23 protein-coding genes and 1 pseudogene are annotated in these 23,440 nt (G+C 50.6%); 20 read left to right on the top strand and 4 right to left on the bottom strand.

Annotated elements, in window-relative coordinates; all coding sequences use genetic code 11:
• Nucleotides 1-232: 232 nt before the first annotated feature.
• Nucleotides 233-754 carry a gamma carbonic anhydrase family protein gene (locus GYMC52_RS10045; RefSeq protein WP_013523996.1) on the bottom strand — a complete coding sequence of 174 codons (522 nt, stop codon included), beginning with the start codon at nucleotides 752-754 and terminating at the stop codon, nucleotides 233-235.
• Nucleotides 755-1,328: 574 nt separating this feature from the next.
• Here GYMC52_RS10045 and GYMC52_RS10035 point away from each other — a divergent pair.
• The 5 genes from GYMC52_RS10035 (at nucleotide 1,329) to GYMC52_RS10015 (ending at nucleotide 7,183) form a co-directional block, all read left to right on the top strand.
• Nucleotides 1,329-2,819, top strand: a complete 1,491-nt coding sequence (locus tag GYMC52_RS10035; RefSeq protein WP_041469471.1) for a peptide MFS transporter — start codon at nucleotides 1,329-1,331, stop codon at nucleotides 2,817-2,819.
• 173 nt (nucleotides 2,820-2,992) lie between these two features.
• Nucleotides 2,993-4,096, top strand: coding sequence for an ABC transporter ATP-binding protein (locus GYMC52_RS10030; RefSeq protein WP_013523993.1), 1,104 nt, complete (start codon nucleotides 2,993-2,995; stop codon nucleotides 4,094-4,096).
• Nucleotides 4,093-5,037: a carbohydrate ABC transporter permease gene (locus tag GYMC52_RS10025; RefSeq protein ID WP_013145062.1), complete on the top strand. Its 945-nt coding sequence runs from the start codon at nucleotides 4,093-4,095 to the stop codon at nucleotides 5,035-5,037. Before GYMC52_RS10030 ends, GYMC52_RS10025 begins: the two co-directional genes overlap by 4 nt.
• Complete coding sequence (locus GYMC52_RS10020) at nucleotides 5,034-5,846, top strand: carbohydrate ABC transporter permease (RefSeq protein ID WP_013145063.1); 813 nt, start codon at nucleotides 5,034-5,036, stop codon at nucleotides 5,844-5,846. The genes GYMC52_RS10025 and GYMC52_RS10020 overlap by 4 nt, the downstream gene beginning before the upstream one ends.
• A 17-nt stretch (nucleotides 5,847-5,863) precedes the next feature.
• The gene (locus GYMC52_RS10015) at nucleotides 5,864-7,183 is read left to right on the top strand and encodes an ABC transporter substrate-binding protein (RefSeq protein WP_013145064.1); all 1,320 of its coding nucleotides are present in this window, start codon (nucleotides 5,864-5,866) and stop codon (nucleotides 7,181-7,183) included.
• Between the two features lie 210 nt (nucleotides 7,184-7,393).
• Here GYMC52_RS10015 and GYMC52_RS10010 read toward each other — a convergent pair whose 3' ends face one another.
• Nucleotides 7,394-7,888, bottom strand: a complete 495-nt coding sequence (locus GYMC52_RS10010) for a DUF2046 domain-containing protein (RefSeq protein WP_013523991.1) — start codon at nucleotides 7,886-7,888, stop codon at nucleotides 7,394-7,396.
• 235 nt (nucleotides 7,889-8,123) lie between these two features.
• Between GYMC52_RS10010 and GYMC52_RS10005 the strand changes: the two genes are divergently transcribed.
• Complete coding sequence (locus tag GYMC52_RS10005; protein ID WP_013145066.1) at nucleotides 8,124-9,287, top strand: CapA family protein; 1,164 nt, start codon at nucleotides 8,124-8,126, stop codon at nucleotides 9,285-9,287.
• Between the two features lie 45 nt (nucleotides 9,288-9,332).
• Here the strand turns inward: GYMC52_RS10005 and GYMC52_RS10000 are convergent, their stop codons facing one another.
• Nucleotides 9,333-9,926 carry a class D sortase gene (locus GYMC52_RS10000; protein ID WP_011231489.1) on the bottom strand — a complete coding sequence of 198 codons (594 nt, stop codon included), beginning with the start codon at nucleotides 9,924-9,926 and terminating at the stop codon, nucleotides 9,333-9,335.
• On the bottom strand, nucleotides 9,927-11,240 hold the full coding sequence (locus GYMC52_RS09995) for a processed acidic surface protein (protein WP_011231488.1): 1,314 nt from the start codon (nucleotides 11,238-11,240) through the stop codon (nucleotides 9,927-9,929).
• A gap of 229 nt (nucleotides 11,241-11,469) precedes the next feature.
• Between GYMC52_RS09995 and GYMC52_RS09990 the strand changes: the two genes are divergently transcribed.
• The 14 genes and pseudogenes from GYMC52_RS09990 (at nucleotide 11,470) to GYMC52_RS09930 (ending at nucleotide 23,379) form a co-directional block, all read left to right on the top strand.
• The gene (locus GYMC52_RS09990) at nucleotides 11,470-12,525 is read left to right on the top strand and encodes an RNA-guided endonuclease TnpB family protein (RefSeq protein ID WP_013523990.1); all 1,056 of its coding nucleotides are present in this window, start codon (nucleotides 11,470-11,472) and stop codon (nucleotides 12,523-12,525) included.
• A 251-nt stretch (nucleotides 12,526-12,776) separates the two neighbouring features.
• Entirely contained in the window at nucleotides 12,777-13,094 is a 318-nt protein-coding gene (locus GYMC52_RS09985; RefSeq protein ID WP_011231487.1) for a hypothetical protein, read from the top strand.
• A 601-nt stretch (nucleotides 13,095-13,695) separates the two neighbouring features.
• Entirely contained in the window at nucleotides 13,696-13,902 is a 207-nt protein-coding gene (locus tag GYMC52_RS18695; protein ID WP_013145068.1) for a hypothetical protein, read from the top strand.
• On the top strand, nucleotides 13,868-15,349 hold the full coding sequence (locus GYMC52_RS09980) for an aldehyde dehydrogenase family protein (protein WP_407066664.1): 1,482 nt from the start codon (nucleotides 13,868-13,870) through the stop codon (nucleotides 15,347-15,349). Before GYMC52_RS18695 ends, GYMC52_RS09980 begins: the two co-directional genes overlap by 35 nt.
• Nucleotides 15,349-15,630: pseudogene (locus GYMC52_RS20355) on the top strand (enoyl-CoA hydratase/isomerase family protein); the annotation flags it as partial. The gene GYMC52_RS09980 and the pseudogene GYMC52_RS20355, both read left to right, overlap by 1 nt.
• 129 nt (nucleotides 15,631-15,759) lie before the next feature.
• Nucleotides 15,760-16,635, top strand: coding sequence for a PaaX family transcriptional regulator C-terminal domain-containing protein (locus tag GYMC52_RS09970; RefSeq protein WP_013523988.1), 876 nt, complete (start codon nucleotides 15,760-15,762; stop codon nucleotides 16,633-16,635).
• 233 nt (nucleotides 16,636-16,868) lie between these two features.
• Complete coding sequence (locus GYMC52_RS09965; RefSeq protein WP_011231482.1) at nucleotides 16,869-17,843, top strand: MBL fold metallo-hydrolase; 975 nt, start codon at nucleotides 16,869-16,871, stop codon at nucleotides 17,841-17,843.
• Between the two features lie 282 nt (nucleotides 17,844-18,125).
• The gene (locus GYMC52_RS09960; RefSeq protein ID WP_011231481.1) at nucleotides 18,126-19,061 is read left to right on the top strand and encodes a Phenylacetic acid catabolic protein; all 936 of its coding nucleotides are present in this window, start codon (nucleotides 18,126-18,128) and stop codon (nucleotides 19,059-19,061) included.
• Nucleotides 19,061-19,387, top strand: coding sequence for a metal-sulfur cluster assembly factor (locus GYMC52_RS09955; RefSeq protein ID WP_011231480.1), 327 nt, complete (start codon nucleotides 19,061-19,063; stop codon nucleotides 19,385-19,387). Before GYMC52_RS09960 ends, GYMC52_RS09955 begins: the two co-directional genes overlap by 1 nt.
• Nucleotides 19,384-19,599 carry a hypothetical protein gene (locus GYMC52_RS09950; protein ID WP_013145071.1) on the top strand — a complete coding sequence of 72 codons (216 nt, stop codon included), beginning with the start codon at nucleotides 19,384-19,386 and terminating at the stop codon, nucleotides 19,597-19,599. The genes GYMC52_RS09955 and GYMC52_RS09950 overlap by 4 nt, the downstream gene beginning before the upstream one ends.
• Nucleotides 19,600-19,619: 20 nt before the next feature.
• Nucleotides 19,620-20,264: a Phenylacetic acid catabolic protein gene (locus GYMC52_RS09945; RefSeq protein WP_013145072.1), complete on the top strand. Its 645-nt coding sequence runs from the start codon at nucleotides 19,620-19,622 to the stop codon at nucleotides 20,262-20,264.
• A gap of 143 nt (nucleotides 20,265-20,407) precedes the next feature.
• Nucleotides 20,408-21,205, top strand: a complete 798-nt coding sequence (locus tag GYMC52_RS09940) for an enoyl-CoA hydratase/isomerase family protein (RefSeq protein WP_013145073.1) — start codon at nucleotides 20,408-20,410, stop codon at nucleotides 21,203-21,205.
• 122 nt (nucleotides 21,206-21,327) lie between these two features.
• Entirely contained in the window at nucleotides 21,328-22,905 is a 1,578-nt protein-coding gene (locus GYMC52_RS09935; RefSeq protein WP_013145074.1) for a benzoate-CoA ligase family protein, read from the top strand.
• 24 nt (nucleotides 22,906-22,929) lie between these two features.
• Nucleotides 22,930-23,379, top strand: coding sequence for an acyl-CoA thioesterase (locus GYMC52_RS09930; RefSeq protein WP_011231476.1), 450 nt, complete (start codon nucleotides 22,930-22,932; stop codon nucleotides 23,377-23,379).
• Nucleotides 23,380-23,440: the final 61 nt, after the last annotated feature.

The raw sequence follows: 23,440 nt of genomic DNA, 5'->3' as shown, positions 1-23,440 counted from the left end.
GCTGGCTCTTTTTCTTTTAACGATAAGCTGTACGAACAGATGGCCGCGAATATCGTTTTTTCGTGCAACCATCTGTTCTCTGATGATTTTGTTTTGATCATCTCACGCCGAGAAGCCCCCCACTTGAAGTGGGCGGGGATGGCTTGGTTAACAGCTTGCCGTGAGGCGGGTGTTCTCAAGAATCTCCCACCTTTAAGCGTTTAGCGTAGGTGGGAGAGCGTTCAAGGCGTTATTACCGATGATTGGCCAGCTGTTCGCGATACTCTTTTCCTTTTTGCACGTATGTATCAATCGACAGCTGGATGAGCTCAAGGTCTTTGTCCGTCAGTTCACGCACCACTTTTCCAGGCGAGCCAATGACGAGTGAGCGGGGCGGAATCTTTTTGCCGGACGGAATCAACGTGTTGGCGCCGATGATGCATTCTTCACCGATTTCGGCCCCATCCAAAATCGTCGACCCCATGCCGATGATCGAGCGCCGGCGGATCGTGCAGCCGTGAAGGATCACATTATGCCCGACCGTCACTTCATCTTCAACAATGAGCGGCGACCCTTCGTACAAATGGCAGGTCGTATTGTCTTGAATGCTCGTTCGGGCGCCGATCGTAATCGGTCCTTCATCGCCGCGCAGCACGGCATTGAACCAAATGGTCGATTCCGGACCGACGGTGACGTCTCCGATCAAATAGGCTCCCGGGGCAATGAATGCGGTTTCATGAACATTCGGACGTTTTCCGTTATACGGGTATAGCATCCCCACATCCCCCTTCATTTGGTGAACTGTGTCATGATAAGTATAACACATTTTGCACGGGGACGGAAAGGAGCGGAATGCACGATATCTTTTTCCTTAAAAGAAGCGTCGATTCATGTACCAATTGCGGTGAACACAAAGATGCAGATGAGATGGAAAAGAGGAAATGGTGCTGTTGGGGAAACGACGATTCCCTGCCATTGATTATACATGATCAACGAAAAGAGGAAAAAGGTTTTTCCTATAACGAAGAAAACGGAAAGGGAGAAATGTTTTTCAGAATTTTTATTTTAAATAATATTATTTTTTCTTAATGTTATTGTTTTATATAGATGCAACGAGATCGTTTAACATATCCTTGACGGAAAAGTGGCTCATCCATTTTTGACTGTCGAAGGCAAGCCATAGGCTTGTCTTCGACAGTCGGATGAAATGACCGGTAAAAACGAAAAATGTTAAAGCTTTAAATTGCATCTATATATTTACCTTAATATAAATCATACAAAATTTTTTTGACAATATAAACATAATGAATTATTATATTAAAAGAATTTAAAGGAGGTAGGTAGTGGTTATGTCATCCATTGACAAGCAACAAATCGCTGCCAGTGTTCCGCAGCGGGGCTTTTTCGGCCATCCGAAAGGGCTGTTTACGCTCTTTTTCACCGAGTTTTGGGAGCGCTTTTCGTACTACGGCATGCGCGCCATTTTAGTGTACTACATGTATTACGAAGTATCGAAAGGCGGGCTCGGGCTTGATGAGCATCTGGCGCTCGCGATTATGTCGATTTATGGGGCGCTTGTGTACATGTCCGGAATCATTGGCGGCTGGCTTGCCGACCGGGTGTTTGGCACGTCGCGCGCGGTCTTTTACGGCGGCCTTCTCATTATGGCTGGTCATATCGCCCTGGCGATTCCGGGCGGGGTGACGGCGCTGTTTGTGTCGATGGCGCTCATCGTCTTGGGAACCGGGTTGTTGAAACCGAACGTTTCGAGCATTGTCGGCGATATGTACAAGCCTGGCGATGACCGCCGCGACGCCGGATTTAGCATTTTTTACATGGGGATTAACCTTGGCGCCTTTTTGGCTCCGCTTGTTGTTGGAACGGCCGGGATGAAGTACAACTTCCACCTTGGCTTCGGACTTGCTGCTGTCGGGATGTTTCTCGGGCTTGTCGTATTTGTGGCGACAAGAAAGAAAAACCTCGGGTTGGCGGGGACGTACGTGCCCAACCCGCTGACGCCGGCAGAAAAGAAAAAAGCGGTTTCGATCATGGCCATGGGGGCGGTCGTGATTGCCGTGCTGCTAGCAATCTTGATTCCGAACGGTTGGTTCACTGTGGAAACGTTTATTTCCCTTGTCGGCATCTTAGGAATCATCATCCCGATCATCTATTTTGTCGTCATGTACCGCAGCCCGAAAACGACGGCGGAGGAGCGGTCGCGCGTGCTCGCTTACATTCCGTTGTTCGTCGCTTCAGCGATGTTTTGGGCGATTCAAGAACAAGGATCGACGATTTTGGCGAACTATGCGGACAAGCGGACGCAGTTGGATGTAGCAGGCATCCACTTGTCGCCTGCATGGTTCCAGTCGCTGAACCCGTTATTTATTATCATTTTGGCTCCGGTGTTCGCATGGATGTGGGTGAAGCTCGGTAAACGGCAGCCGACGATCCCGCAAAAATTCGCGCTCGGCTTGTTGTTCGCCGGCCTGTCGTTCATCGTCATTCTCGTGCCGGGCCATTTAAGCGGCGGGGGGCTCGTCCATCCGATCTGGCTTGTGTTAAGCTATTTCATCGTCGTGCTTGGTGAACTTTGCCTGTCGCCGGTCGGCCTGTCGGCGACGACGAAACTTGCGCCTGCGGCCTTCTCGGCGCAAACGATGAGCCTTTGGTTTTTATCGAACGCCGCCGCGCAAGCGATCAACGCCCAGCTCGTCCGCTTCTATACGCCGGAAAACGAAACGGCCTATTTCGGCACGATCGGCGGTGCGGCGCTTGTGCTAAGCATCCTTTTATTCGCGCTGGCGCCAAGCATTCAGCGGTTGATGAAGGGAGTTCGTTAATAAGGGAAAACGGATGATCAAAAAGGTTGTAAACTGGTGATAGGATGCTCTGCGTTGGCAGGGCGTCTTTTTTTATTTAAAAAATATTTACATAAATCAAAAAACAAATTCAGACAGTATTTACAAAAATGGATTAAGATAGAATAGACAAGAGGAAAGGGGGAGAGAAGCGGATGGCGTTTCTTGAACTGGTGGAGGTGACGAAATCGTATGGAGGCAAAAAGAGGGTGGTCGAGAATGTGAATGTCGCGATTGAATCAGGGGAGTTTTTTGTTCTTGTCGGTCCATCGGGATGCGGCAAAAGCACGATTTTGCGGCTGATCGCTGGCCTTGAGCCGCTGACATCGGGATATGTGTTGATCGATGGGCAAGTGGCGAACGATTGGCCTCCTCATGCCCGCGGGTTATCAATGGTCTTTCAGAACTACGCGTTATATCCGCATTTGACGGTGGAGCAAAATATGCGAATTGTTTTGCAGGCGCAAAAAGTGCCGAAAGAAGAACAAGTGAAACGTTGCATGGAAGCGGCGGAAATGCTCGGGCTGACTGATGTGTTGCAACGGAAGCCGCGGGAATTGTCAGGGGGGCAGCGTCAGCGCGTCGCCTTAGGGCGGGCGATCGTGGCGAGAACGCCGCTTTGTTTAATGGATGAGCCGCTCTCCAATTTAGATGCCAAACTGAGGGCGAAAATGCGGAGTGAGCTTCGCCGTTTGCAGCGTCAGCTCGGCATGACCGTTATTTATGTCACTCACGATCAAACGGAAGCGATGACAATGGCTGATCGGATGATGATTTTGCGTGACGGCCGTCCGCAGCAAATCGGAAGTCCGCTCGATGTATACAATCATCCGGATAACATGTTTGTCGCTTCATTTATTGGAACACCGCCGATGAATTTAGCGGAAGCGCATGTGCTGGAACATTCGCTCTTATTGCAAAACGAACGGCCCGTCCGCCTCATGCGCCGTCCCTTGCCGAAGGCTGAACGGGTGATTGTAGGACTCCGGCCGGAACATATTCATCGAGCGGAATCCGGAGAAGAACATACGGCGGCCCAAGTCAGCCATATCGAGTGGCTTGGCAATGAAACGTTAGTGACGTTTGAGTTGGCGAAAAATCTTCATTGGACAGCACGGTGGAACGGGCAATGGAACATCAGGCTGGGGGAAGTGGTGTCATTGGCGTTTGATGAGCGGGCGCTGCTCTTTTTCGATGAACGCGGGGAACGGATCGAGCCGCCGCTCATCAAACGGGAGGAGGTGTGGATTGGCCAATGAATGAGCGGGTTTCGCCGGCCTTTCCGCCGGCGCCATGGTCGGTCCGGACGAAGCGGGCAGCGCGTCAGGCCGCGATGAAATCGTGGTTGGAGGGAATGCTGTATCTTTTTCCTTCGCTCCTTCTATTTGGCGTGTTTCTCTTTTATCCGTTGGGGAGGACGATGTATTTAAGCGTGTTTCACACTGATTATCAAGGGCGGCCGACGGAATTTGCTGGTTTGGCGCATTTTGTCGCCCTGCTTCAAGATGCTTCGTTTTGGCATAGTTTGAAGGCGACGATTCTGTTTGCGGTACTCACTGTCCCGACGACGGTCGCTGTTTCGCTCGGTTTGGCGTTGCTCGTTCATGAAACGCGGAAAGGAATTGGGATCTTCCGGACGATTTTTGCTTCTACGATGGGGATGAGCGTAGGAGTGGCTTCGGTGATTTGGATGTTTATGTACAATCCAGCGATCGGGATCATCAATCGTTTGTTGTCTGCGATCGGCGGGGTTCCTGCTTCATGGCTCCTTGATCCGGACACGGCATTGTATGCGGTGGCGGCGGTGACGATCTGGATGAACATCGGGCTAACCTTTTTATTGTTGCTGGCCGGTCTGCAAAACATCGATCCATCCTTGTACGAAAGCGCGCGCATCGCTGGAATGAGCTATTGGCGTCGGTTGTGGATGGTGACCGTGCCGCTGTTGTCGCCGACATTGTTTTTTGTCACGACCGTTTCGCTCATTCAAGCGTTGCAAACATTTGGGCAGATTGACTTTTTAACGAAAGGCGGGCCGGTCGAGGCCACGAATGTGTTCGTTTATGCGATTTACCGGGAAGCGTTCGTCAATTATCAGTTCGGGTCCGCGAGCGCGCAAGCCATTTTGCTCTTTCTGATGATCGCTCTAGTCACTTTTTTGCAGTTTCGGTTTGCCGAGAGGAAGGTGCACTACCAATGAGAGCGGTGCGGACAGCCGTTCATTATGCGTTATTATGCCTATGTTCGGCTGTGATCTTGTTTCCAATGGCTTATGCTCTTCTGATGAGTTTTATGGATGGGGCCGCTATTTTAGCGGGACGCTTATGGCCTGAGGAATGGACATGGGCGAATTATGAGGATGCGTTTAGGCAAGCACCCCTCGGGCGTTATTTATGGAACAGCTTTCTCGTTGCTTCGGTGATTACATTGGGGCGCCTCATCGTTTCGAGCTTGGCTGCTTTTGCCTTTGTGTTTCTTCGCTTTCCAGGCCGGGATCGGTGGTTTTATATTTGCATCGCAACAATGCTCGTTCCGTGGGAAGCGACTGTGATCCCAAACTTTTTAACAATCCAAGCGCTTGGCTGGACAAACCATTACGCAGGACTCATCGTGCCGTTTTGGGCGATGGCGTTTGGCATTTTTTTATTGCGTCAGCAATTTAAGCAAATTCCGCACGAGCTGTACGAGGCGGCACAGTTGTCTGGCATCGGGAATTTCCGCTTTTTTTGCCGCGTCGTGCTGCCACTTTCGAAAACGAGTTTGGTGACGCTGGCCGTTTACAGTTTTTTAGACGCTTGGAATATGTATTTATGGCCGTTGCTTGTCACAAATGATGACCGCGTCCGCACTGTGCAGATTGGGCTCAAGCAACTGCAGACGCAAGAGATCGCCAGCAGCTGGGGCGTCGTCATGGCAGCAGCCATCATAGCGATGCTGCCGACATTGTTGCTGTTGTTTGCCGGACAGAAGCAGTTGCGCAAGGGGCTTATGCAAGGAGCGATTCAATAGCGGGGAGGAGAAATAAGATGAGAAAGGTTTTGGCTGGTTTCTTGTTCTTAGCGCTTGTTGGGCTTGCTGCGGGATGTTCAAGTGAAGATGCTGGACAAGCGGCGGGAGGCAAAACCGAAGTTGTATTTTGGCACTCGATGAGCGGGGATTTGGAGCCGGTGTTGAATGATCTTGTGGCGGATTTTAACCAAACCCATCCGGATATTGAGGTAAAGCCGGTGTTTCAAGGAACATATGAAGAAGCGCTGACGAAATGGAATGCGGTAGCGGGGACCAAAGATGCGCCGACGATCATGCAGACGTTTGAAGTCGGGACAAAGCATATGATCGACAGTGGAAAGATTGTTCCGGTGCAAACGTGGATCGATAAAGACAAGTATGATGTTTCGCAATGGGAGAAAAACATTGTCAATTATTATACCGTGAACGGGCGAATTTACTCGATGCCATTTAACTCGTCAACCCCTGTGTTAATTTATAATAAAGATGCGTTCCGCGAAGCCGGGCTTGATCCGGAAAAGCCGCCGCTGACCTACAGCGAGTTGAAAGAAGCGGCGAAAAAGCTGACAAAGAAAAAAGGGAAGGAAACCGAACGGTACGGATTCTCGATTTTGAACTACGGCTGGTTTTTTGAAGAAATGGTGGCCGTACAAGACGGGCTATATGTGAACAACAACAATGGCCGGAGCGGTAATGCAACGAAAGCAGTATTTAATGGAGAGGAAGGGAAACGTGTATTTGAGTTGATCCGCGACATGTATCGAGACGGCACGTTTTACAACGTCGGCCAAAATTGGGACGATATGCGCGCTGCCTTCCAAGCGGGAAAAATCGCCATGTATTTGGATTCGTCCGCTGGCGTAAAAACGTTGATCGACAACTCGCCGTTTGACGTTGGCGTTTCGTATTTGCCTGTTCCGGATGGCGTAGAGCGCCAAGGCGTCGTGATCGGCGGCGCTTCTCTTTGGATGATGAAAGGAAGCAGCGAAGAGGAACAAAAAGCGGCGTGGGAGTTCATGAAATACTTGACGACTGCTCCCGTCCAAGCCGAGTGGCATGTGCGCACAGGCTATTTCGCCATCAACCCAGCTGCGTACGATGAGCCGCTGGTCAAAGAGGAATGGACGAAATACCCTCAATTAAAAGTGACGGTGGACCAGCTGCATGAAACAAAATCAACCCCTGCCACCCAAGGAGCGCTCATCACCGTCTTCCCTGAATCTCGGCAACATGTCGTGAAAGCGATGGAACGGTTGTATGAAGGCATCGATCCGCAAGAAGCGCTCAATCAAGCAGCGGAAGAAACGAACCAGGCGTTGCAGGGGGCGGCAAATTAGTTCAATAGATGATAGACAGTGACGAAAGAAGCCGCCGGAATTGAAGTCCGTGCGGCTTTTTTTGCTTGTTATCGAAGCAAGGATGCCGATTGTGCCGCAAAAGAATGAAGCCAATGCCAAAAGAACAGGACTAGCCTAGCTTGATGGACAGAGAAAAACGATTATTTAGACAATCAATCTTGAAAATCACAACCAATGCCGCAAAGATTGCTAGGTGGCGGTTTTCAGCAAATACATCTCCTCCTCCACTCTCGCGATGCGGCCAAGTTGATAATCAAGCCGCTGATGAATGAGGGAGATGTCTTCTTTTGTCGCCATTTGCTCGCGAAGTCGGGAGAGCTGGTCTTTTGTTGCCATCTGCTCGCGAATGCCGGCCATTTCTCCGCGGAGGCTGGCGATTTCATGACGCATGCCGTCTTGAATGCTGCGCTGTTCGAGTTGATTGTCGCGGATCGCTTTGACCATTTCTGTGTTTTCTTTCATCTGTTCCTTCAGCCAGCGCAACTCTTCTTCCTGCTTGTCCATCCGTTGTTCAAGTTTGTCCATCCGCTGTTCAAACGTATCCATCCGTTGCTCAAGTTTGCCCATTCGTTGTTCAAGTTGGCCCAATTTTTGCTTTACCGTTTGCATGTCTTGCTTTAGGACGGACATGTCATCGACAAGTCCTTGAACAAGTGTGGTTAACTGCCGCAACAGCTCTTCCATGAAGAAACCTCCTTATCGAGATGGGATTCACTCGGGGCGTTTCAACCATGAAACGTGAGGAGTCCAGGATGTGGAAATAGGAGAGGAAACGCCTGCAAGCTCATTATATCATGGCTTGGCTAGGCCATCACTCCTAAATTGAGGGAAAGAAAAGGGATAAATAGGGGGTGTGTTGAATACGTCATTAGCAGAAGTTGTGGTAGTTTGAAGAAAATAGATTGATAGGAGAGGGAACATGAACGCATGGATCAAGGGGAGAAATGCGGCGCTTATGTGTATGTGTATGGCGTCCATCTTTTTATTTTCCTGCAGCAATGCGGCTGATCGCGGCGTCGAGGAAGTGCTGGCGGCGCCAAACGAACTGGCGGGGCAAACAATCGAGCATCCACCGCTGCCGAGTCCGATCGATAAGATGGTGATAGCGTCAGCCTCTGCCAAACAAGCGGCGCTGAACCCGAACGAAGTGCGCATCACCATCAGCGCGGCGGGCGATGTGACGCTCGGGCGCGATGAAAATTATGGCTATGCGTATTCGTTTGATGAAGAAGCGAAGAAGCACGGCTTGCGCTATTTTACGAAATACATTGAGCCGATCTTCAAAAAGGACGATTTTACGACCGTCAATTTGGAAACGACGCTGACGACCTCGACGCGGAAGGCAAGCAAGAAATTTCGTTTTCGCGGCCACCCGAGTTATGCGAAAATCTTAACTTATGGCGGCATTGATGCTGTGAATCTGGCCAATAATCATACATACGATTACTTGCAACGAGGATACAATGACACGATTGCCAGTTTAAAAAAGGAAAACATCGGTTATTTCGGCCGCACGCTCCGGCTGTTGAAAACGGTCAAAGGCATTCAAGTTGGAGCGCTTGGCTACGAAGGCTGGAGCAACACCAGCACGTTGCGCAAGCAAATCGCCAACGATATTCGCACGCTTCGGAAACAAGGAGCCGACATCGTTTTCGTCCATTTCCATTGGGGAGTGGAACGAAGCTATGTGCCAAACAGCACGCAAAAGGCGCTCGGCCGCTTTGCGATTGACAGCGGCGCCGATTTGGTCGTCGGTCATCATCCGCATGTCATTCAAGGGATTGAGGAGTATAAAGGGAAGTTCATCGTCTACAGCCTCGGCAATTTTATGTTCGGCGGAAACAAAAATCCGAGCGACAAAGATACGTTTGTCTTCCAGCAAGTGTTCTCTTTTCAAAACGGCAAGCGGACGGCCAAAAAAGAAATCCGCGTCATCCCATTTCGCATTTCATCGGTGACGACAAGAAACAATTATCAGCCGATGCCGTTAGCGGGAGGGGAAGCAGCCCGAGTGAAACGGAAAATTGTCTCGCTGTCGGCGAAAATCAAAAAGCCGACTTGGACCGCGTACGAAGTGAAGTAAAAAAGGATGGCCCTTGTTTCGGCCATCCTTTCGCTTTTTGCAAGGTTAAGAGCGATCATTGATTAAGTTGGCGACGAGCACGTACCGCTGCGGAGCAGGACCGACGTAGCGGAACGGATAGCACGTGGAAACGGTGAGTGTCGCTTTCGGCTTTGGAACGATGACCGTCCGGTCGTCGGCGTCGACGATGCGCACTTTGCGCACTTTATAGGTGAATGTGCCGGCGGACGTACGGACGATCAAGATATCGCCTTGGCCGACTTCGCCAAGACGGCGGAAGACCGTGTCGCGATGGCCAGAAAGCACGCAGTTGTCCGCCTCTCCTGGCAGGACACTGCCGGCGTAATGGCCGACCCCTTTTTCCAACTCGTTTTCATCTGTACCGTGGTAAATCGCTAGGCTCATGTTGAGCTTCGGGATGATCAGCTCGCCGATTTGTTCACCGATTTTTGGCAGCTTTGGGTAGAGTGGAGCCTGGATTTGAATCGGTGCGGCGTCCACTGATCGCTTTGTTTCAGCGGCCAGCGGCTTGACCGCTTCCAGTCCGCTTTTCCATTTCAGAGCGCTAATGCCGACTGCGGCGATTCCTGCTGCGATCAAGCTTGCTCCAAAAAAGCGCACGAGCCGTTTCCGGTTCATTTATTTCGCCTCGGCTCCTTGGCGGAAGCGGACAAGGAATGCGCCGGCACCGATTAAGGTCAAACCAAAAAGCATATAAGCGGCATACGGGGATGCCGTCTTCGGCAGTTTCGCTCCGGCTTCGGTCCGCTTCAGCGGTTTCGGCGGCGCCGGTTTCACCACTTTTTCGATTTTCGCTGCCTGGCCGCTCTGTTGCAAGTCTTCGCCGATTTCATCGAATATGTCGGAGGCAAACATCTCTTCGGTCACGACAAAATCAGCCAGCAGCTCGCCTTCGGTGCTGTAAATTTCAACAAGCAAATCGTAGCCGTTCGCTGATTCCATTGTCAGCAGCGTCGACAGGCTGAGCGGCTTTTTCTCGCCACCTTTTGTCAAATAAAACTTCGCTTCCAGCTGAAATGTGGAAAGCAGGTCGGTCCATACATTGGCGATCTCAGCGATTTGCGTTGGCGATAGCTCCGTCACGCTCGTAAAATCGTACGCACCGATCGCCTCAAGCCGTTGGCCGATTTCTTCCATTTTCTCGGCGAATTGCGGATCTTCCATATTAAGCGATTCAAAATGGTTATAGAGCTTTTCCAACTCTGCGTCCGTCAAACCAAGCTCGTCTAAATCCGGAAGCAAGTAGTCGATGACTGTCTCCGACAGTTCCTCGACCGTCGCATAATTGTCAAGCGAATCGCCGTTTTTAGACAGCAGTTTTTCCAATTGCGTTTTCGTCATGCCAATTTCTTGTAAAAATTTGTTTAATGTTTCTTCGGTCAACGGCGTCAAATTTCGATAATAATCGACGATATCTTTCAGCTCGCCGATCGAGTGGTAATCGGCCAACGATTCGCCGTGCCGATCAAGAAGGGCGATGAGCTCTTCCTTTGTCATTCCGCGTTCGTTTAGAAAGGCGGCCAGCGTTTCATCAGTGATCGGAACGGAGTAATCTTTAAACAGTTCGATATATTCTTCCAGATCATTGTAAAATAAAAACACATCAGTAATGGCCTGTGACTCTTCCATTTCTCCATTGTCGATGAGCATTTGTCGAAGCTGTTGTTCGGTCAATCCGTGTTTGGCGAGCAACTGAGCTAAATTTTCTTCCGTGAGCGGCTCGCCGAACTCACGGCGCATTTCGTCCACGCTGTCAAACTCATCGAGCGAATAGCCTTCATAGTCCAAATAATTTTCCAGCTCTTCGACTGTGATCCCTGCTTCATTTAAATACTGCTCTAAAGCTGGATCGTTGCGTTCAATGGCGAACGCTGAAGCTGGCCATACAGTGGCTATGGATGCGGCCAAGGCAAAAGGAACGATGTTTTTCATGTCGTGACCTCCGTTTGTTTGTATATACGAATTCAGTATATAGGGACATGAAAGGGACGAAAATAGTGAAATATATGGAAATTTTTATATAGAACACCCTCCCTGTTTACAGACCCGCGAGCGAGAAAGCCCACTCCTTTAGGGGTGAGATGAAAGCGAGCCGTTTTCTTATATTGAATGATTATGAAAAAAAAACGGTATCATGTAATCGTCGCAAGGAGGTGAATCCATGCCCACGATCACACTAAGGCTGGAGCTGCACAACCCAACGAAAATCAAACAAGACATGTACGAGCGGATGACAGAAGTGAATACCGCGTTTGCGAATTGGGTGTTGAATCATCCCGAACTGAATCAAGCAACGAGCAAACTATTTAAAGAGTTTTCGTCGCAGCGGTTTCCTTCTGCCGTCGTGAATCAGACGATTCGAGAAGTGAAGTCCCAAAAGAAAAACCAGAAAACAAAGAAGTTTCGAACATTCTGGTGCTGCTTTAACAATCAAAACGTGAAGGTGGAAAAGAAAGGATCGTTCTACACGGTTTCCTTCCCTACACTGGAGAAGCGAATTGGCGTGCCGGTCGTCACGCGCCCCTATCAAGAAGCGTGGCTGAATCGGCTGCTCGATGGAACCGTCAAACAAGGGGCGGCCAAGCTCTACAAAAAGAGAACGAAATGGTATTTGGCGATCGCGATCACCTTTGAAGTCAAGCCGCGGCACGAAACAAAGGTGATGGGGGTTGACCTTGGGCTTCGCTATCTCGCCGTTGCCAGCGTGGGAACGAAATCGTTGTTTTTCAAAGGGAGCCAATGCGCCTTTGTGCGCCGACGCTATGCGGCTTTGCGGCGAACGTTGGGCCAAGCGAAGAAGCTCCATATGATTCGCAAAATCGGCCGCAAAGAGTCCCGCTGGATGAAGGAGCAAAATCACAAAATCAGCCGTCAAATCGTGAATTTTGCGCTCGCCAACGGTGTTGGCGTGATTCGGATGGAAGCGTTGACGGGGATTCGCAAGCGGGCAAAATCGGCCAAAGAAGCGGGGCGAAGCCTTCATGCTTGGGCGTTCCACCAACTGCAAACGATGATTGCCTATAAAGCGGAAATGGCGGGCATTCGGGTGGAGTGGGTGAAGCCGACCTACACGAGCCAAACGTGTAAATGCGGACATCGGGAAAAGGGAAATCGCAATGGCATCCACTTTCAGTGTAAACAATGCGGATACACCCTCCACGCCGACTTGAATGGCGCGATCAACATCGCCAAAGCGATTTCGGGCTTCGCCTCCTAACCTAGCGCACTGGTCACAGGTGCGCCACCCATCGGGGTACATCGTAACCCGATGGGACGGGGTGATGACACACCCCTGAAGCTTTTGCGTGGTCCGAACCAGAAATGGATGAGGACGCGAACGACCCAAGAATCCCACGCCCTTTAGGCGTGTGGAGTGTCAAATCTAATGTTTTCCACGTATGACTTTTTAGAGGCAACGTATGCTAACCGTTGAACGGGAGCTGTCGAGCAAAAGGAGGTGGAGGTACAATGGATCGCTTATTCCGTCTGTTCCGCGTTCAGCGCGGCCGCGGGTTGTGGAATCCATGGTTGGGGGTTGTTAGACGGCGAAGAAACAATAACGCCATTTGGACGCTCGTCAGCGTAAGCTTAGGAGCGGTGGCAGCCGCGATGTTGGGGGCGAGACAAGGGAGACGCATGGCGCCGATGACGCAAGGACCGATGCGAAACGTGATTCGCGGCCTCAACCGCTGGATGAGCCGGCGGATGGGAACGATGCAGCCTGCTGCGGCGGAGTTTGCCGAAGAAATGACTCCAGAGCGTCCGGGCAATCAGCAGGACAAATAACGGTTTTTTGCGTGTCCCACAAGCCGGCGGTATTGCGCTCGCCGGCTTTTTCTATGTCGCCTGGTTTGATGGTTCGTGCATATGGGCGACACGAACGCTGCAGTGAATGGACAAAATCATGGTGAAAAGGGGATTCAATAGTGCCAGCAGATGACGGAAAGAAACGGGTTGTGATGTTGGTGAACCGATTCATTGATGTATCCTGCTTCGGAGATCAATATAAAAGAATGGGTGTTATCACTTCTTGAAAGTGGAAACGACGGAATGAAACGTGGCGAGTTGGCGTAAGGGAGTGTACGGCAAAAACAAATGTGGGGAAACGAGTCAGACAGTGGAGCAACGTTGCTCTACTGTTTCAAGGCTTTTGAGGAAACCCGATGGGATGTAACGCGTCCCGTCGTTTTTTCTTGATCAAGACGACCGTTTCTGTTCCATATAATTCAAAAGCCATGAGCCACCTCGGGTCGAATGAAAGGGTACAATAAAGATTATAAATTTTCATTTTTTTCAGTCTAATGATTGACAACACGTTTGAATTTCCGTATTATTATGTTAAACTGACGATATTAAATAAAACATAATAATAAGAGGTGTCTAGCCGATGCCGGTACGCGGGGAGGTGCGCTGCGCGTTTTGCGGCTCAACGAACGTAGCGCCGCTATCGATGTTTGGGACCGCTCAGCTCGTTTCGCAATACTATTGCCATCAATGCAAAAGCGTGTTTGAGCGGGTGAGATGGAGAGACGATGCCAAGGAGGAAGGGGAAGCCACTGATGAGGATCAAGCAACATTATCCACTGTTTATTAACGGCCAGTATGTCGAGAGCAGCAACGGAGAAGTGTTTGAAACGGTCAATCCGGCGACAGAAGAAGTGATTGCGACCGTCGCCAAAGCGACGAAAGAAGATGTAGACCATGCCGTCGAGGCGGCGCGCACGGCGTTTGAATCGGGGAAATGGCCAAAAATGACGGGGGCGAAGCGAGCTCGCCTGTTGAATCAAATTGCCAATTTGATGAGAGAGCGATTCGATGACTTGGTGTATGCGGAAGTGCTAAACAGCGGTAAAACGGTTGATGCGGCCAAAGGACAAATTATGCAAGCGATTGAGGATTTTGAATTTTATGCGGCCGCGGCAATTACGTTACAAGGCGATGTCAACCAAGTGCCAAATGGCTTTTTCAACTACACGGTCAAAGAGCCAGTCGGTGTATGCGGTCAAATCATCCCGTGGAACTATCCGTTGATGATGGCGGCTTGGAAGCTCGCCCCGGCATTGGCGGCCGGATGCACGGTCGTGTTAAAGCCGGCAAGCTATACGCCGATCACCGCTTATATGTTGGCGGAAATTTGCCAAGAGGCCGGGGTTCCGGACGGCGTCGTCAATGTCATTGCTGGAAGCGGTTCCGAAATCGGCCCGTATATGACCGAACATCCTGGAATTGACAAAGTCGCCTTCACCGGGGAGACGGAAACGGGCAAGGATATTATGCGGCGCGCTTCGGAGACGTTGAAGCGGGTGACGCTGGAGCTTGGCGGGAAATCACCGAACATCGTGTTTGATGATTGTGATATCGAAGCGGCGGTCAACGGTTCGCTTTATGGCATTTTTTACAACACGGGCCAGTCGTGCGAAGCGCGTTCGCGGCTGTTTGTGCATGAAAACATTTATGATGAGTTTATGGAAAAGTTGATCGAAAAAGCTTCCCGCATCCGCGTCGGCAACCCATTTGAAAAAGGGGTGCATATGGGCGCGGTCATTTCGCGAAGCCATCAGCAAGTGATCGACAGCTATGTCAAGCTGGCGGTTGAGGAAGGAGGCGAAATTTTATACGGTGGGAAAATTCCGGAAGGTGAGGAATTCGCGAAAGGCTACTGGTACATGCCGACTATTATTGGCAATGTAAGAAACGACATGCGGGTGGCGCAGGAAGAAATTTTCGGTCCGGTTGTCGTCGTCATGAAGTTTCACGATGAAGAAGAGGTCATCGAGCTGGCGAACGACACGATTTTTGGATTAGGATCAGCCGTTTGGACGAAAGACCACGGAAAAGCCCATCGCGTTGCCGCGCGCATCCGCGCTGGAATTGTCATGATCAACTCGCCGATTTCCGCTTTCCCAGGCACGCCGTTTGGTGGATACAAGCAGTCGGGATTTGGCCGCGAGCTGGCTCTTGAGACGTTGAACTTGTATACCGAGACCAAAAGCGTTGTTTCTTATATCGGCGCTAAACCGTTGAACCTATTTGGCATTTGATCACGCCGCCAGAGGCGTTGGACATTGGGCTGGTGAACCAGTTGTTTCTGCAGGCGGGAACGAGAGAGCGGACGCGGGAGTATGCACGCAAGCTCGCGAGTAAGCACGACGTATGCGGTCTCCAACCATCAACCTGGCGATCATGAACAGGAAAGAAATGCCGCTGAATGTGGCGATTCGCTACGAACAGGAGGGGCGAAACTTGCTGTTCCGCTCCGAAGATGCCAAAGAAGGGTTGAGTGTCTTTTTTGGAAAAACGGCAACTGAATTGGAAAGGCATTGAGAACGCATATCGGCCGAAACGGCCGATATGTTTTTATGGCACAATATGCATTTCAACGCTTGAAAGGGAAGGTGATTTGTACCATAATATAAAGAAAAGTTCAAAAAAAGACAAGGTGTGAACAGCGGTGAAGCCGAGATCGCTCATGTTTACGTTATTTGGAGAATATATTCAACATTATGGGAACGAAGTATGGATCGGAAGCTTAATCCAAATGATGTCCCACTTCGGCATTTCCGAGTCGTCCATCCGCGGAGCGGCGTTGCGCATGGTGCAGCAAGGGTTTTTTGAGGTGCGGAAAATCGGCAACAACAGCTATTACTCGCTGACGCCGAAAGGGAAACGGACGATGATGGACGGGTTCAACCGCGTCTATTCGCAACGGAACTACAAATGGGACGGTCAATGGCGCGTGTTGACGTACTCCGTTCCCGAGCAAAAACGGGAGCTGCGCAACCAAATTCGCAAAGAATTGAGCTTGATGGGGTTTGGTCTCATTTCCCACGGGACGTGGGCGAGCCCGAATCCGATCGAGCCGCAAGTGATGGAATGGGTTAAAGACTATCATTTGGAGCCGTACGTCATTTTGTTTACGGCGAGCTCCATCGTGTCGCACAGCAATGAGCAAATCATCGAGCGCGGCTGGGATTTCCCGTACATCGCCAAGGAGTATGACCGGTTTATTGAAACGTACGAACGAAAGTACGAAGAGTTCCAACATCGGGCTTGGAACAATGAACTGACCGACCGCGAATGCTTCATTGAACGGACGAAGCTCGTGCATGAGTATCGGAGCTTTTTCTTTATCGATCCAGGATTCCCGAACGACTTGTTGCCTGATGATTGGAGCGGAACGAGAGCGCGGGAGCTGTTTTTCAATGTCCACCAGTTGCTCGCCATTCCGGCCATCCGTTATTTTGAAACATTGTTTGAGGCCGCACCGGATCGTGAGGTGACATTTAACCGCGATAAGGCGATTAATCCATTTATGGAAATGATTTAGAAGGCTGGTGAAAAACGACTGATTTCGCCGAACCCATTGTTTTCGGCCGAAAGAGAAGCGTTGATTTTGCAAGACTTCTCTATTTGAGAAAAAAGTCTATTTTCCGCGATTTTTCACTAAATCACCGGCCTTTTAGGCGTCCAAAAAATAGGTTTTCGGATGTCGGCGCTTAGCATGTCCACTTAAGGGAGCGCGTGAACGGGGAAGAAAAAGATCAGGGGGAGGGGAAAAGGATGGCGCAGATTGAAATAGAAATGGTGGGAGATGGAATTTACCGTGTTCCGATCCCGGTTCCGTTTCCGATGAAGTATGTCTATTGTTACGTAGGTCGGGAAACGGATGGATGGAGCATCGTCGACGTCGGCTTTCGCTATCCTGAGGCGATTCGCGCCTGGGAAGCAGTGTTTCGGCAACTTGGAATCAAACCGCGGCACGTTCGCGCCATTTACATCACTCACTTTCATCCGGACCATTTTGGCTTGGCCGGGTGGATGCAACAGCAGACGGAGGCGCCTGTCTGGATCAGCGAGCCGGATTATGCGATGGCGGAACGAGTGTGGGGGGAAGAGAGCGTCCAGGCGTGCGAAGTGGGTGCCATGTTTCGCCGTCATGGCGTGCCGGATGAGTTGGTAACGGACATTGAGGAGAGCATGTGGAAGCTGTCGTTGCGCGTCAGCCCGTTTCCGGTGCTAACCGTTTTGGATCGTTCGGAAATTGTACTGGGGCAGCGGCGATGGGCGGTCATCCCGGTCCCGGGGCACAGCGATGGATTGATCAGCTTTTATCAGCCGGAATCGCGCCAGTTGCTTGCATCGGACCATGTGCTTGACCGCATCACTCCGAACATTAGTGTATGGCCGGGCGCCCATCCGAACCCGCTCGAGCAATATTTTGCCTCGCTTCGCAAAGTGGAGGAACTGGAGGTGGATGTGGCTCTGCCTGCCCATGGCGCGGTCATTCGCCAATTTCGCGAGCGGATCGGTGATCTTTTCCGCCACCACGAACAACGGTTGCAAAAAATGAAAGCGCTAGCAGGAACGGGGCGCACCGCCTATGAAGTCGCCCATTGTGTGTTCGGCCATAAGCCATTGACGGCGCACCAATGGCGGTTTGCGGTGGCCGAGACGCTGGCGCATTTGGAATATTTGGTGTCTGTCGGCGAATTGCAAAAAGAGGAGCCTCGACATGCGATCATTTATCGACAATGACCGATGTCCAGCTGTTAGACAGCTGGCTTTTTTTGTTTTGTTTTGCAATTAGTGGTTCCATGAAAAATGTACGAACGGAAAACAAATGTTGTATGCTGTGGAAAACGACCGACTGGAGTAAAGAGACATAGTGGACAGGAGATCAACGAAAATAAAAGGAGTTTCCGACTAAAAGTAATTTTTTGATTTTTCTTATTTTTATGTTGACAATAATCTTTACGTTGTATTAACATTATGTATAGAATGCGATAGTTTAAAAAACGTAATAAGGAAGGTGGGAACATGGACCAAGCGACGCTGCTAAAGGAGAAAGTCCAAAATGGATTTATCGTCGAAGGCATTGACGATATGAACGAAGAGTATTTAAACGCGTTGAAACAGACGCTGACGATCGTCGGCGACACCGAGTTGCTGAGCGTCCCGCCGCTGCTTACGGTGTACGATCAAGCGCCGACGTTAAACAGCAAAATCACAGCGCTGGCCATTATGCAGGATGAAATCGGCCATGCCCACATCGCCTATCGGCTGTTGAAAGATTTGGGCGAAGACGTCGATCAATTGCTCTATGAACGAGAGCCGCACTGCTGGAAAAATCCGTATGCTTTCGACTTCGAACTCTCAAACTGGATTGAACTTGGCGTCTTTAACGCCTTTTTCGATCGTGCGGGCTACACCCTTCTTGGCGATGCGTTCGAGCATACATCGTACGGGCCATGGAAGCGGGCGCTCGTCAAAGTGGACAAAGAGGAGCTGTTTCATCTTCGCAACGGCGAGATCATTATGAGAACAGCGATGCAGGATCCGAATTTGCGCGAAGAAGTGCAAAAAGCGGTTGACTGGATGTTTTTAATGGCGCTCGAGTTTTTCGGGGTCGAGGATCGGTTGAAAAGCCGCTCAGCGCAGCTGGAGTACCGCTTAAAAGGGCGGACGAATGACGAACTGCGGCAAAAATGGCTGTCAACGGCCGTTCCGTTCTGCGAATCGATCGGCGTCAAAGTCCCAGCCCATTACGATGAGGAGCAACAAAAATACGTGCTTGATGTGCCGTTCCCGTGCAAATTTGACCCGGTGAACAAAAAATGGCTGTTCGATCAGCCGGATACGTGGGACAACGTCATCAAACGGTTTAAACAGCGGGGGCCGAAAAATAAGGAATTCGTGGAACGGATTCAACGTGGGGCCAAAGAGCTCGAACAACTGCGAAAGGAAGCGGTGTGATGGACAAACGGAACGCCGAAACGGGAAAGTATTGGCAGGCGCTGAAAGAAGTGATGGATCCAGAATTTCCAATCAGCGTCGTCGATATGGGGCTCATTTACCGCATTGAAAAAGTGGACGACGAGCTTCATGTGACCATGACGTATACAGCGGTATCATGCGCTTGCATGGAGTGGATCGAGCAAGACATTCGCAACCGTCTGCTCAAGGAAGAAGAGATTCGCGACGTGCATATTCACGTCGTTTGGGATCCACCGTGGACGGTCGATCGGATCAGTCCAGAAGGGCGCGAGAAATTGAAATATTGGGGGGTGAGCTCTACATGACAGCGGTCCAACAACGAAAAACGTTTGACATTTTCGCACGGGTGAAACGGGGCGACCAACTGTCCCACATCGGCACGGTGGAGGCGGAAAACGAGGAGTTGGCGAAAGTGTACGCTTCTTACACGTACGATGAGGAAGATTGGGCGGAAATGGTCGTTGTCGACCGCAGCGAGCTCATTTGGGTGAGAAAACCGAAGTGGCTATTCGCCTAAAAGAGGGGAGAGGGCTTAAAATGGAACAAATGCAGCCGGCTGTGCATTCGCTGATTGAGTTGCTCGAAACGATCGCTGACAATAAATACGTCCTTGGCGACCGCCTCGTTGAGGTTGGGGTCAGCGGTCCCAATTTGGAAGCCACGCTGGCATCGATCGCGATGGCGCAAGGAGAGCTGGGACATGCGCGTTTGTTATACAACTGGTGTTTTGATTTGCGCGGTTTGAAAGGAAGAAAGCCGGAAATATACAGACAAACCGGAAAAGCGCTGGCCAGCGCCATCAACGTTCATAACTGGATCACGCTCATTGCCGCACTATATGCAACAAACACCGCCATTGACGTTGTTTTGCAATCCGCACTTGATGCCAACCATCCTGCCATTGTATCGCGAATCCAGAAGTTGATCCGAGAACAACAAGATCATCTTGTATACGCCAAACATTGGGCTCAACAGCTCGTTCATGACCGCGGCGCTGTTCCGCATCGTTTCCGCGAAGCGTTGAACGCTGCAGCGAACGAGACGGCGGCTTGGTTAAAAAAGGTTGAAAGCAAGGAAGAGCTGCAGCAGGAAGGGTACTTGCCGAACGGAGTCAAACTCGTTGAACGGCTGCAGCAGGAATTGAAAACGGTTGCGGCTGAACCTTTCGTTCAGTTGAAATAACAACGGCACACAAGGAGGTGAGGAACAGACGGTATTCTTTCTCTCTCTTGAAGCGCAAGGGAAATGAACTTTTCAAAGCAATGTCTATCCGTCGTTGTCTGCGTGAAACAATCAAATCATTTTTGAAGGAAGGGGAATGAACAATGACAGCTGTAGAAACGAAAAAACAATATTTAACCGTTTTTAAGCAAGATGGAATTGCCGAGATTCATCTGCACATTAACAAATCGAACTCGTATGATCTCGAATTTTACAAAGAATTCAACGCAGCGATCGATGACATCCGCTTTGACCCAGACATCAAAGTCGTCATCGTCATGAGTGATGTGCCGAAGTTTTTCTCGGCCGGAGCGGATATCAACTTTTTGCGGTCGGCTGACCCGCGCTTTAAAACGCAATTTTGCCTGTTCTGCAATGAGACGCTCGACAAAATCGCGCGTTCGCCGCAAGTGTACATCGCCTGCTTAGAAGGGCATACGGTTGGCGGCGGGTTGGAGATGGCATTGGCGTGCGACTTGCGGTTTATGGGCGATGAAGCCGGAAAAATCGGGCTGCCGGAAGTATCGCTTGGCGTATTGGCCGGAACGGGCGGGACGCAGCGGCTGGCACGGCTCATCGGTTATTCGCGGGCGCTCGATATGAACATTACGGGCGAAACGATCACGCCGCAGGAGGCATTGGAGATTGGGCTGGTCAACCGGGTGTTCCCGCAGGCGGAAACGAGAGAGCGGACGCGGGAGTATGCACGCAAGCTCGCGAATAGCGCGACGTACGCGGTCTCGAACATCAAGCTGGCGATCATGAATGGGAAAGAAATGCCGCTCAATGTGGCGATCCGCTATGAAGGGGAGCTGCAAAACTTGCTGTTCCGCTCCGAAGACGCGAAAGAAGGGCTGAGCGCCTTTTTGGAAAAACGCCAACCGAATTGGAAAGGCATTTAATGTGTGGTTAGCGGAGCCCTTATGAAGGAGCAGGTTCATCCTTTCGAGGGCTTCGCTGCCCAGTTGTTTGGCACGCCGATTTACCGGGCAGTTCAATTTCATGAGGAATGGGATGGTGAACGATGGAATTGCGCGGGTTCGGAAGGCTGTACAATGCGGCAGGGGTGTTTATTGACCATAACGTTCAGGGCGGATTGGGCGAGAAGACAGCCATTTATTATCGCGATGAGCAAATTTCTTACCGGGAATTGCAGGAAAAGGTGAACCAAACCGGCAATATGCTGAGGAGGCTTGGCTATCGGATAGAGGATCGGCTGGTGATGATCTGCCACGATACTCCCGAGTTTATCTATACGTTTTTTGGCGCCATCAAAATTGGAGCAGTGCCGATTCCAGTCAATACGATGATGCAGCCGTCAGATTACGAATATTTTTTAAACAACAGCCGTGCAAAAGGGTTGGTCATTCATGAAGACTTATGGGAGCGCCTTCAGTTGATTCGCGAGCGGTTCGCCTTTTTGCAAGATGTCATCGTCATTCATGAAAACGCTAACAGTTCCGTCGAGGGCACACTTTCCTTTCATCGGTTGCTCGCCTGCGCGGGTCGGGAGCTGGCAGCGGCGCCGACGAACAAGGATGATGCGGCGTTTTGGCTGTTCAGTTCAGGAAGCACTGGGGATCCGAAAGGAATCATCCATTTGCAGCACGATATGGAATATGCGTTAAACACATACGCCAGACAAGTGCTGGAAATCAACGAAAATGACCGCTGTCTGTCGGCGTCGAAACTGTATTTTGCGTATGGCCTTGGCGGCGGAATGTATTTTCCGTTAGGTGTCGGCGCCTCGACCGTGCTTGTAAAAGAGCGGCCTGCGCCGGAGGTGATGTTTCAGGCGATTGAAACGTACAAGCCGACGATTTTTTTCGGCGTGCCGACGTTGTACGGCGCCATGATTGATTATGTCGAAAAAACGGGCCGGCGCTTTGATGTTAGCTCATTGCGTGTTTGCGTATCTGCTGGCGAAGCGTTGCCGCCATCGTTTTATTATAAATGGAAACAGCTGTTTGGGGTCGACATTTTAGACGGCATCGGTTCGACGGAAGCGTTGCACATTTTCATTTCCAACCGCATTGGCGACGTCAAACCGGGCAGCTCCGGAAAAGAAGTCCCGGGCTACGAAGTAAAAATCATTGATGGACAAGGGAATGAACTGCCCCCAAATGAAGTAGGCGACTTGATCATTCGCGGCGACTCGATCGCCCATGGATATTGGAACCTTCACGAGCAAAACAAGCAAAAATTCGTTGGGGAATGGCTGTATATCGGCGATAAATATTACCGCGACGAAGAAGGGTATTACTGGTATTGCGGGCGCTCCGATGACATGTTGAAGGTCGGCGGCATTTGGGTCTCCCCGATCGAGGTGGAAAACTGTCTGCTGCGGCATGACGACGTGTTGGAAGCGGCCGTGGTAGGCATGGAAAATGAAAACGGGTTGGTGGTTCCGAAAGCGTTCGTCGTGTTGAAAGACGGCGTTCCTCGTTCAGCCGAGAAGGAAGAAGAGCTCAAGCAATTTGCAAAGCAACATCTGGCCCACTATAAATACCCGCGCATCATCGAATTGATCGACGAACTCCCGAAAACAGCCACTGGAAAAATTCAGCGATTTAAACTGCGGCAACTATTGAAACAACGATGAGCGAGGCGAAAGGAACGATCGGCTATGAAGCAAAACGAGTTTCAGCTGCGCGTCAACTTTGGCGATACCGATGCAGCCGGCATCGTCTATTACCCCAACTACTTTAAATGGTTTGATATTGCCGGCCATCAGTTTTTCCGCAGCATAGGATTGTCACCAGCAAAACTGATGAAAGAACAAAATATCATTCTTCCGTTGCTTGATGTCGGCTGTACGTTTGAGCGCCCGTTATATTACGATGACATTATTACGATTAAAACAACGGCGGAAGAAGTCAACAGGAAAACGATCAAGCTGCGCCATGAAGTGTTCCGCCAAGATGTGCGAACCGGCCACGGTTTTGAGTTAAGAGGATGGGTGAAAGAGGAGAACGGGCGCATGTTTGCCGTGCCGATTCCCGACGATGTCCGGCAGTTGTTGGAGGAAGACGGAGTAGGGGCATGTGTCCATATGAATCCCTTGCTGAATGCCTAATGAATGGGAAAGGAATGGGAAAGCCAAGTTCGCCTTGCTGCGTCTTGGCTTGCTTTTTCTC

Origin of the sequence: Geobacillus sp. Y412MC52, from assembly GCF_000174795.2 — a bacterium.
In the GTDB taxonomy this organism is placed as follows: Bacteria; Bacillota; Bacilli; order Bacillales; family Anoxybacillaceae; genus Geobacillus; species Geobacillus thermoleovorans.
Note: the sequence above shows the minus strand (reverse complement) of the source record. Positions and strands in the feature narration are given on the sequence as shown.